General features: G+C 51.6%; 8 protein-coding genes and 1 pseudogene. 2 read left to right on the top strand and 7 right to left on the bottom strand.

What is annotated here, in order from left to right; all coding sequences use genetic code 11:
• Window positions 1–217 precede the first annotated feature (217 nt).
• From FYC77_RS12040 to FYC77_RS12025, 4 genes are all read right to left on the bottom strand, one after another.
• On the bottom strand, window positions 218–616 hold the full coding sequence (locus tag FYC77_RS12040; RefSeq protein ID WP_149081736.1) for a hypothetical protein: 399 nt from the start codon (window positions 614–616) through the stop codon (window positions 218–220).
• The gene (locus FYC77_RS12035) at window positions 613–1,431 is read right to left on the bottom strand and encodes a ParA family protein (protein ID WP_149081771.1); all 819 of its coding nucleotides are present in this window, start codon (window positions 1,429–1,431) and stop codon (window positions 613–615) included. Before FYC77_RS12035 ends, FYC77_RS12040 begins: the two co-directional genes overlap by 4 nt.
• 539 nt (window positions 1,432–1,970) lie before the next feature.
• Entirely contained in the window at window positions 1,971–4,292 is a 2,322-nt protein-coding gene (locus FYC77_RS12030; protein ID WP_162354517.1) for a DUF262 domain-containing protein, read from the bottom strand.
• A 183-nt stretch (window positions 4,293–4,475) separates the two neighbouring features.
• Complete coding sequence (locus tag FYC77_RS12025; RefSeq protein WP_202911824.1) at window positions 4,476–4,820, bottom strand: hypothetical protein; 345 nt, start codon at window positions 4,818–4,820, stop codon at window positions 4,476–4,478.
• Window positions 4,821–5,331: 511 nt separating this feature from the next.
• Here FYC77_RS12025 and FYC77_RS12020 point away from each other — a divergent pair.
• Entirely contained in the window at window positions 5,332–5,613 is a 282-nt protein-coding gene (locus tag FYC77_RS12020; RefSeq protein WP_149081734.1) for a HalOD1 output domain-containing protein, read from the top strand.
• A gap of 94 nt (window positions 5,614–5,707) precedes the next feature.
• On the opposite strand, the pseudogene FYC77_RS12015 reads toward FYC77_RS12020, so the two are convergent.
• Both FYC77_RS12015 and FYC77_RS12010 read right to left on the bottom strand, forming a co-directional pair.
• Window positions 5,708–5,920, bottom strand: a pseudogene (locus FYC77_RS12015) (hypothetical protein); the annotation flags it as partial.
• Window positions 5,917–6,840, bottom strand: a complete 924-nt coding sequence (locus FYC77_RS12010; RefSeq protein WP_149081732.1) for a MarR family transcriptional regulator — start codon at window positions 6,838–6,840, stop codon at window positions 5,917–5,919. The pseudogene FYC77_RS12015 and the gene FYC77_RS12010, both read right to left, overlap by 4 nt.
• A gap of 138 nt (window positions 6,841–6,978) precedes the next feature.
• On the opposite strand from FYC77_RS12010, the gene FYC77_RS12005 reads away from it, so the two are divergent.
• Entirely contained in the window at window positions 6,979–7,302 is a 324-nt protein-coding gene (locus FYC77_RS12005) for a hypothetical protein (RefSeq protein ID WP_149081731.1), read from the top strand.
• A gap of 256 nt (window positions 7,303–7,558) precedes the next feature.
• Here FYC77_RS12005 and FYC77_RS12000 read toward each other — a convergent pair whose 3' ends face one another.
• Window positions 7,559–8,986 (bottom strand): Cdc6/Cdc18 family protein, encoded by a 1,428-nt coding sequence (locus FYC77_RS12000; RefSeq protein ID WP_149081770.1) that lies wholly within the window; start codon window positions 8,984–8,986, stop codon window positions 7,559–7,561.
• Window positions 8,987–9,809 lie beyond the last annotated feature (823 nt).

Here is a 9,809-nt window from a genome sequence, read left to right as displayed (position 1 = left end):
CGCCGACGACGCCAAGGATAGGAGTAACGGCGGTTTGGCACCGCCAGTCAGCCACCGACCACGACGACTGGGTTAAACGGGTTCCCGAGAAGTGGCGGCGTCCTTGGTTGCGAACCTGAAACTCCCACCGCTGAGCGGAATCGAAGATTCCGCGATGTCCGGAAATCTTTGATTTCCGTCCGCTCGGGATTCCTCCGCGTGAACGCGGAGGAGGATGTCAATCGTCACCAAGTTCCGAAAGTTGGGTTTGAATTTCCTCAGCTTCTGTATCAGAAAGTGCCTCAGCACCGAACTGTACAAGAAGTGGGTAGAAGTGACGATTTTTCTTGAATTCGTCCTGGCCTGCCTTTCGGAGCTTCAACTGGGTCTCGAGGTAGGTATCCTCCATCTCATTGAGGACATCGTCCGGAATGTAGATCGTTCGCCCGTTCCACTCGTCCTTGATATTTGTCTTCGTTTTATTCGTTTCGCTCGTTTCTCTCGTTGAGGTCGTTTCGGTCGATGAACTGGTTTCCACCGTTTCACTCGCTCCACTGGTTTCGTTGGACTCGTCTTTATTTGCTTCCTCTTCGTAGTTGCCCTCGATGCCGGACGCATCACCCCAGCCGTTGCTCATGCCTCCACCTCCACAGGTGCGGTCTTCTCGAACGTCTCGTCGAACAGGTCGGCAATCTCGTTGAACAAGTCGCGTGCATCCTCGACGCGCTGGTTCTCCTTGCCGAAGCCGAAGACGGACACTCCTTCGCCAATCGACTGGGAGAGGTCGGTCCGCTTTGGGATCTCAAAAACAGGCAGTGAATACGCCGATTTGATCTCCTCGATAGTTTTACGATGTTCGGCATTCTGCTCGACACGGTTGCAAACAATCGCGAGCCGATTGATGTCTCCGTACGCCTGTTCGAGAGAACTCAACTGCTTCGCGAAAATTTGGAGACTGTTCGCGTTGAGTTTCTCGGGAATGACAGGGATGACGACGTTGCCAGTCGCGACCAGAGCGTTATCGGTAAGGACATTCAAGGATGGGGGCGTGTCAACGACGATGTAGTCGTAGTCTCTCTCGAGTTCGTCGAGTGTCATCCCCAACCGCTCTCGACTCTTTGGCGCTTCAAGGAGCGTCTGGATATTCTTGTTGTTCGCGAGCTTCTCGCTCGCGGGGAGGATGTCGAATTCCTCGTGCTTAACGATGATATCGCTCACCGACTCCATCTGGTCGAAGTCGAGGACGTCGAACAGCGTTGTGCGGTCGGTGTCGTAGTACAGATCGTTGTAGCCAAGCGAGCAGGTGAGTCCCCCGTGGTAGTCGATGTCGACCAGGAGGACGTCGTGGCCTCGGGCGGAGAGTGCACCGCCAGTATGAATGACGTCTGTTGTCTTCCCCGCGCCTCCCTTCTGATTCGCCACCGTGATTCGTGCGGTATTGGTGTCGGTCATTGCCCTCGTTTCTCTCGTTGTGTTCGTTTTGTTCGTTTCGTTCATTTAATTCGTTTAGTTCGGTGCGTTCGGTGAAGTTGTTTCACTCGCCGAGAGGATTACTACGATGATAAAACCAACTGTTCGTTCCGATCGTTGAACTGTATTCTTTCGTTTCAATCACTACCTTCGTTACGTTCGTTTTGTTCGTTTAGTTCGGTGCGTTCGGTGAGATTGTTTCACTCGCTGAGTGGATTACTACGATAATAAAACCAACTGTTCGTTCCGCTCGTTGAACTACACCCTTTCGTTTCAATCACTACCTTCGTTGTGTTCGTTTTGTTCGTTTCCACCACGGACCAATCATGGACAAACCGGTTCGTTTGGAGAATTCATTTCATCACCCTCGTTTAGCTCATTCTCTTCGTTCCATTCGTTTCGTTCGTTTCTATAGGATCGGCAAAGAGTGGTCGGTACCTTCTGTGAGGATGGCGAAGCTGGAAAGAGAGTCCGTTGAGAAGGGTTCTACAGGTCCTCACAAAGCTGACTTCTTAGAGAGATCAAAGAGATCGGACGGACAGACGTTTCTCGAACTCTTGGTCAGTCTTCTCTCGAATTTCTTGACGTACCTCGGTTTGGTCGGATTCAATCCCGAACTCGTCTTCAAACGAATCGAATCCAAGCGTCGTCAAAATATCCAGCAGGAGCTCGATCCGTCGATCCTGTAGAGTCTCATAAGTCCAGAAGGAATTAAAATACGCCACTACATCGGCGTCCACATTCGAAACATCACCGCCATCGTGCTGCTCACGGAGTTTGTCAAGGGGTTCGCGATCGACGTTGCCATATTCGGCTGTGAAATACCGATTGGGGTAGATACTCGCGAAACCGTCGATCTCGGTGTAGTACTTCGTCACCTTCTCGGCGAGTGGCCGGTTGCTCGCTCCGATATTATCGGAATCACGGAGTAGGAGGAAGTTCCCGATATCGTCGATGAACCCCTGTGTGATGAACTCCGAGATGTTGTCTTTCAGTCGCTCCTCCTCTTCATCGAGATCCGAGCGCTGCACCAGCTCGATATAGCGCTTGATCTCTGACGCAATCTCGATATCCGGCTCCGAATCGAGTTTGAAAAACTCGCGAAGCCACGTAGGGTCGTCTGGGTCGCTGACGGGAGTCTGCGGTAGGACGTGTTCGAGATGGATGTTCCCCATATTCAGGTCTCGCTCGACGGCATGACTACCGTCGTCGAAGTGATCCTGAGCGATCTTCCCGAAGAGCAGTCGCGCCGTTCCGGTACTCCAGGACTGAGTCTGAACGACAGTATCGATGAACCGATCGCCAAACAGCGTTGGTGTAGAGGAACGCATCTCGGTGATGAGATGCTCTCGAGAAGCCTCGTACACACTATCTGGAGTGGCGTCGGCGGTTGGTGCAAGGTTGAACTCTTCGACGGCCGCAATGAAGACCTCGCGGAAAATACTTGGTCGTTCAGAAATAAGGAGGCGTCGAAGGTTGAGCTTCTCGATGGTCTCTAATACGCGGTAAAACTGTGCTGCATCATGCTCCGATTCAGGATTGGTGTGATAGTAGAGCGCCAGGACGAATGGCCGCCACTGGTCCATCTGTTGGTTATTGAGGCGAACAAGGATTTCCCGACACTGCTCTCGGTGGCTGGCTAACTCAAGGTCGGTAGCGGCGAGCTCCGTGGTTGTGATATCTTGATAGTAGCCGACAAGGTCGTGTGCGTAGTCGAGGAAAGCCTTCGCTTCATCGAGATTTCGGAGGCGCGGGACGACATCCGAGTCGATGTTCCGAGTGTCGAAGGCGTTGGTCAGTTCGGCACTCGCGTCACCAATCCTGTCGATGCCATCGTCGACGATACTCAGATAGATAGAGAGGTAGTCGTCGATGGCATCATCATCAGTTGCAAACGCCACCACGATGTCTTCCCACTTGTCGACGTACTCGTCTTTCACGTCGGTATCGAAGAAGGCGTTCACGACTGCGGCCCTGATACGGTCAATCTTCGTCAGATCGACGCCACGGTCATTCAAAATCTCGAAAATCTGCATCCGGAAGTCCGATTCCGCCTCTCGAATCAGGTATTCCCCGACATGGTAGGAGTTGTAGACGTAATTGAGGACGTTCACAAGCGCTCGCACCGTCTCATCTGGCGTCTCAGCGTCGGCGACGACGTCGCTAATCTTCTCGTCATAGAACTCGTAGGCGTTCAACAACCGCCGATGTGAGCGGTATAGCTTGAAGAACGCCCCCGATGAGAGGGAATCCGTATCTAAGTCCGCGAGTTCGCCGTCCGTAGTGCCGAACCGGTCCAGGCATTCCGAGACTTGCACTGCGTCACTGTTGTTCCCGTGAATGCTGAAGTCGGCTTCATTCTTGAGGTAATCCACCTGGGCGGACGGGCCCATCATGAGAGCTTTGAAAAATTCAGCGTCGTGTTTGTTCAGCGTGAGGCGGGGCTCACGTTTCCCGAACGATTCCTCTACATAGAGGATATCGGTGATTCGTCCGATCCCGTAGTCCCGAAATTTCGCCAGAGTATCGTCCTCGATAGAAGCTGTGTCGACATCCTCGAGGTGCTCCATAAGGACGCGCAACAGCAGGTGTGTCGTCGTCAGCCGCTGTTGGCCGTCGATGACCTCGTACACCTGTTTGTCGTCGTTGACCGCGAAGTACATCGAACTGAAGAACACGTCAGACACCTCGCGTCGGTCAGTGACCAGGTCGGCATTAACGAACTGCTCGATGTCCGACCAATACTGTTCGTGGTGGATGTTCTTCCACGAGTACAGTCGCTGGTACTCTGGTACGTTGAACTTCTGATCGGTGAGAACCTCGCCCAGAGTCTGTTTCTCCATCTCGAAGTTCTCGGCCGTAATCGGCCGAATTACTTTCCCATCACCGACATTCCGAGTGTCGAGATCTCTGCCATCGTAGTCGATATATTTATCATACAAATCGTCAGCTTTGTCCGACATTATTGACTGCTGTTTGTAGTCCTTCCATTTACCGTTGTGGGCGAGTTTTCAGCCCGAGTGAGGTCAACCCAGAAGGTTGGCGAGGTCGTGGAGGTTCTCTTTGAGATTGCGGTTGAACTCGGTAGATACAGTGATGAATTCGCTGTGGTCGCTGTTCTCCTTGTACTTTCCCAACGAAAGATCGAGATCCCCGCTCGGGGTTGCAACGAGCTTGAAGATAACCGAAGTACTCTGCACCCCGGTTTCAAGCCACGCCTTTTCGATATCTGCCCATTCGGCAGCGGAGGTATCTGCTGAATCAACCTCGTAAGCTAAGCTGTGAACCTTACCCCGATTCCGAGAGTGCTCGGTTTGGACTGGAGCGAGAACGTGCTCAGTGCCGTTGACCTGTTTTCCGAGTTGGAGCATCGTCCGCCCGTCGGACGTCTCGGTTAGTTTGATCCACTTCTGGTACGGGTCATACGAGACACTCAACCACCAGAATCCTAGATCATTCCAGTCCGATTGGCCTCTCTGATCGAACTTCCCGTACTCCCATGCTCAACGAAGAATCTTGCTGTGCTCATAGGGAGTATCGGAGGAGTCCATAGTTCTCCCTGGAAGAAGCAAGACACGGTCAAAGGAACGGGTTTCGAACGCACCGGTTGGCTACGATAATCCCTATCAGCTAGATATTCTTGTGGGAGGACGACGTCTATCGAGGGATTGGCTGGCTTTGGTTGTCGTAGCCAGTAGATGACGCCGTGATACCCGTCGTTAAATTATTTCACTCAATTATTCATAAGTTAGTGAGATAGCCAGTTCGCATACTATCTCTATGGTTTCTCATCAACCAGCAAGTGTAACTCACACCGATCAATTCCTCGATTTCGATGATTGTACCAGAACAAACAATCGTCTTCTATTGATAACCCTATTCATGGGGGATTCTAATGAGACTATTGAGGTTAACCTGCAAGATGAAAATATAGACTCAAAACCGAGCATCGTAATAGCCAAAGCTCTAGCAACATTTGAGGGGGTTGACCCAGAAACTCTTCCAACGGCTTGTGGTATTAGATTACATGACTACGTTGATCCTGATGCCCTCGATAAGCTAGTTTCTAGTGATGAAGACGTTTCTATTCTTTTCAACATTGAAGATTATCGAGTAAAGGTAGGTGATTCCAAACTGAAAGTCGAAGAGACTTATCATTCGTAACCGGTTGAAGATCCCTTTATAGATACAGCGAACGGATAGACTAGTCTCGGAGTAGCGACGGGAACGCCATGCAACTCTTTCTATGACACTCCTCCTCCGCGTACCCGAGATCCATCAGGACGGCCCACAGCTGGCCGTACGCATCGCCATCTGGAACGACCAGGTCGATATCTTTCGTCGCTCCCTTGAGGTCGCGCAGCGACATCGCACCACCACCGATCAGGTAGACCGTGAGCGGTTCAGATAGGCCATCCGCGATTCGCTGGAATTCGTTCTCGATATACTCGCGTCCGAATGTTGGTCTCATGGTAGTGGCACCTCGTAGTCAGCCGCCAGCTCCTGGAACCCGTCCCACTCCGGGAGCTGTTCGTTGTCGACCTCGCCGTGCGTCTTGAGGTAGCGCAGTAAGGCGTCGATTTCGTCTTCGAGGTCATACTTCGCCGCCTGCTCTCGGAGGTCCGCCTCGTCGACGTCGACGTGGCTGAGCAGGAGGAGGCAGTACGAGCGATGGCGGCTGCCGTCGTCGATCAACAGCGTGTGACAGCAGAGCTCCGGCGGCGAGACTGCGTCGAGCTCCTCGGAGTAGACGTAGTAGCGGTGGCTGGTGAGCAGGAACTGGAGGTCGAAGGCCGCGAACCGACCGAGGCCGGTTTCGTGGAACGTCTCCGTGTCGATCTCCGTCTCGGTCTGAGCGAGAAATTCGTCGTAGTCCTCCCAGAGAATCGTGCCCTTCGGGACGACGGGTTCGAGGCGTTGGCGATGTAGATGGTGTGCGAGTTCGCGTGCGAACTCGTGGAGGCGGTCGAAGTCGGCGTTGAACTTGTATCGACCATCGTCCGCGCCGACGAGACCCCGGTCGCGAAACCGCTTGAGGACCCGGTTGACTGTGTTGCGGTAGTTGTCGCTCCGGTCGGCAATCTCAGAGACAGTTCGCGGCTGGTCGAGGTAGTACAGCACCTCGAGTGTCTTGCCGGTCAGTAGCTCGGGGAAGTCGATGTGGGAGTGCTGGCGAACGAGGTCCTGGTAGAGTTCGACGGCGCGAGCATCCGACGGAACGACTCGTTTTTGTCGGCCGTCGCGTTTTGTGTAGACGAGCCCCTTCTCAACGAGGTCGGCGACGGCACGGGAGAGGTAACTCTTGCTGTGATCGAGCTTCGTCGCGAGTTCGGAGATCGTGTCGCCGCGGTCGACCGTGGCGAGGACCTCGAGTTCGATGCGCCGGAGCACGGTATAACATAATGCGAAATATGTTTATAAAGAAGTTTCGAGTAGTGTTACAGCCAGCAATCGCGAGAACCGTCTCTATCGTCTTAACCAACAAAACTATGGATTCGTAGGCAGTGTTGGTTAACACGAGAGTAGCCGATGTCCTACGAACCCCCGACCCCACCGGCGAACCTCCCGACGGAGATCGTCAACACGCTCAACGAATCGGACCCGGAGCAGCTTCGAGACGTTGCGACGTACGCTGAAGCGCTCGCCGAGTACAAGGAACGAGAGGCCCGTCTCGAGGAGTCGGCAGATCAAGAAGAGGTCGAAGAGCGACCAGACGATCTCCCGGACGACGTACCGGCCAAAGCAACGATCACGATCAAGGAAATCAACGACAATCGCTACTACTACTGGCAGTGGCGAGAAGGTGATAAGGTGACTTCCAAATACAAAGGTCCGGTCAATCCAGACGAGTGATCTCAAGCAGACTGGCCCTCACGATGCTGTCAGTTCTTAGTGAGGACTTCACCAAGGGAGAAAAGAGCGAGAAAATCAATTGCCACCCCCCGTTTTCGAGTTGTAATTCCTAACCCCCAAGTCGAACCCCCCGTTTTCGAGTTGTAATTCCTAACCCCCAAGTCGAACCCCCCGTTTTCGAGTTGTAAGTGCAGAGAATACAGTGCAAAGGAATTACTCACATACTCGACGTGAATGTGACCTCCGTATCTGGAAGTCAGTAATTTTGGTTTCGGAATCGGGTCAATCGCTCGGAGACTACAGCACCAATGGTCGCATTTTCGTGAGCTAGATCTTCGAATCGTGAATCCTCACGGATTGTTTCCATAATCGTTTCTGGATCCTCGGAGAGTGAAAAATACATATGAACGCCTCTTCCTCGACCCTTTCCTCGTCGATCAAATTCTAGTACACCGTATGTACTCTGCTCAGTGACATGGTTGACGAAGGTCTCACGACTGTACTGATCCATATCCATTGTATCGGCTATAAACTGGTATGTCTTGAAAGCAGGTCCAGCGGGAATCCACTCAAGCCGTTCTTTTGTGTAATGACCGGTAGCCGCGACAGCGTAGATAGCGAGTTTCTTTTGAGTTGAAATTCCGCTAATATGTCGGAGTCTGCGATTTTCAGTATATTTTTCTTGAGCTTCCCGAACGTCATTCTCTGTAACTGTATTACCGCCACGTCGCTCAGCCAACTCACCAGCCCATCGAAGGAGATCGATCGCTTTTCGAGCATCTCCGTGCGTGTGAGACCCCAATGCAGCAACAAGAGGAATGACATCACCCGCTAGTGCGTCTGGCTCGAAAGCATCCCTGCGCATTTTGAGAATGCTGCGTAGCTGGTTCGCATCATAATCATCAAAGAAAATATCGTCAGGATTGTAAGAGCTCTGAGCACGGCTATTGAGTTCCTTCATGAAATCAGCATAGTTTGTGATGGCTGTAAGCGAGATAGGACCATCAAAGTCAGCGAGTTTACGCGCTCGTGAAAGTTGGTAGATGAGAGAATTGTATTCTGCTTCCTGATACGGTCCTTCAAGCATGTCAATCTCATCAAGAATGAAGATCACTCCCTCGTAATGCTCTCGCATTAGTTCGTAGAGTCGCTCGAGTTTCTGATCCGTTGAAACGCCGGTTTGGGGAACTCCAGGTTCAACACCGAGATCGTCGGCAGCAGCTTTAACTAACCGATAGACAGCCCGATCTGCAGTCTTCGGTCCTTCGCAGTTAATAGAAAGAACGCCGAAGGTCTTGTCTTGTGATTCACACAGTTCAACGATCTGTTTGCAGACTGCATGAATGATCAACGACTTGCCCGTCCCAGATGGTCCGCTCAGGAGCATATCAGGGATCCCTTCATCCTGAAGAACCGGTTTTAGGTTGTCGACGACACGGCCCAGTTGGTCATCACGACCAACGATACGATCCTCGTCGATGATGGTATCTGACCGGACAAGGTCTTTATTCGCGAAGACTCCACCGGACGACTCGGTTTGTAGTCGGTCCCGAATTGAGATGCCGCCACTGTCGTCGTTCGTAGTTTCTTGAGACGAATCAGTGGGATCCGAGCCCTTTCCGAATGTCATTTGTGACGTATCAGGGGAGTCTGCATCCTGATCCGTCGATGATTCATCATCCATCTCATCCTCAGGATGATTCGATTGTGCTCTACGTCCCTCTCGTCCCATTATGAATCCTCTCGAACTCCGGGTATAAAAATGTGGACCCTTGTGGAGTTGTAACCGATCGAAAACAGGCAATCTAACGACTACAACCATGCATTCCCGGAGTGGGGTAAATACCGTCTTCGTAATCTATCGCCCCCCGTTTTCGAGTTGTAAGAGTTTGAGGTGCGGTAGCAAACCAAGTTGGTTATCCAACTCCCCCCGTTTTCGAGTTGTAAGTACAAATAAGTCAAATCAAAGGAAAGACATGATCTGAGTTACATGAATGATGGTTACAAGATTTATCTCACACACCCCGTTTTCGAGTTGTAAGATCCAGAGTTGTCATGAAAGAGCGACACTTGCAGGACCAGTTCAGGAATACCAGTAATACCAATCGACAAATACGAGAGTCACTGGAGCCAGTTCGTTGATCTCGGATGCTCTACCCCCTCCCCCCTTTTTCGAGTTGTAAATCCGTGAGGGTGGGGAGGGGTAAACAGGAAAAGAGACAATTGAACTGCTGATTGTAGCGGATACACGCAATAGATGGCCTGATATTTGGTTCCTCTAATGTCTATCTAGAAGTAGCAAAGTTTATGTTGTATGTCTGCTAACCGTATCCGTACTAGGCTATGAGATTAGATCATCTAACATTTTGTAGATGATCGGAATCTCAGATACCACACCAAGCACGCTCGTGATCTTTTTGCGAATAGCGTCCTTACAGAGCGTCTCTAACCTATTTCCTCAATTCAACTTTTGCTATTTGGTGTATTGAAAAGCTTGTACCTCAGTG

The sequence above is a fragment of the Natrialba swarupiae genome (genome assembly GCF_008245225.1).
In the GTDB taxonomy this organism is placed as follows: domain Archaea; phylum Halobacteriota; class Halobacteria; order Halobacteriales; family Natrialbaceae; genus Natrarchaeobius; species Natrarchaeobius swarupiae.
Note: the sequence above shows the minus strand (reverse complement) of the source record. Positions and strands in the feature narration are given on the sequence as shown.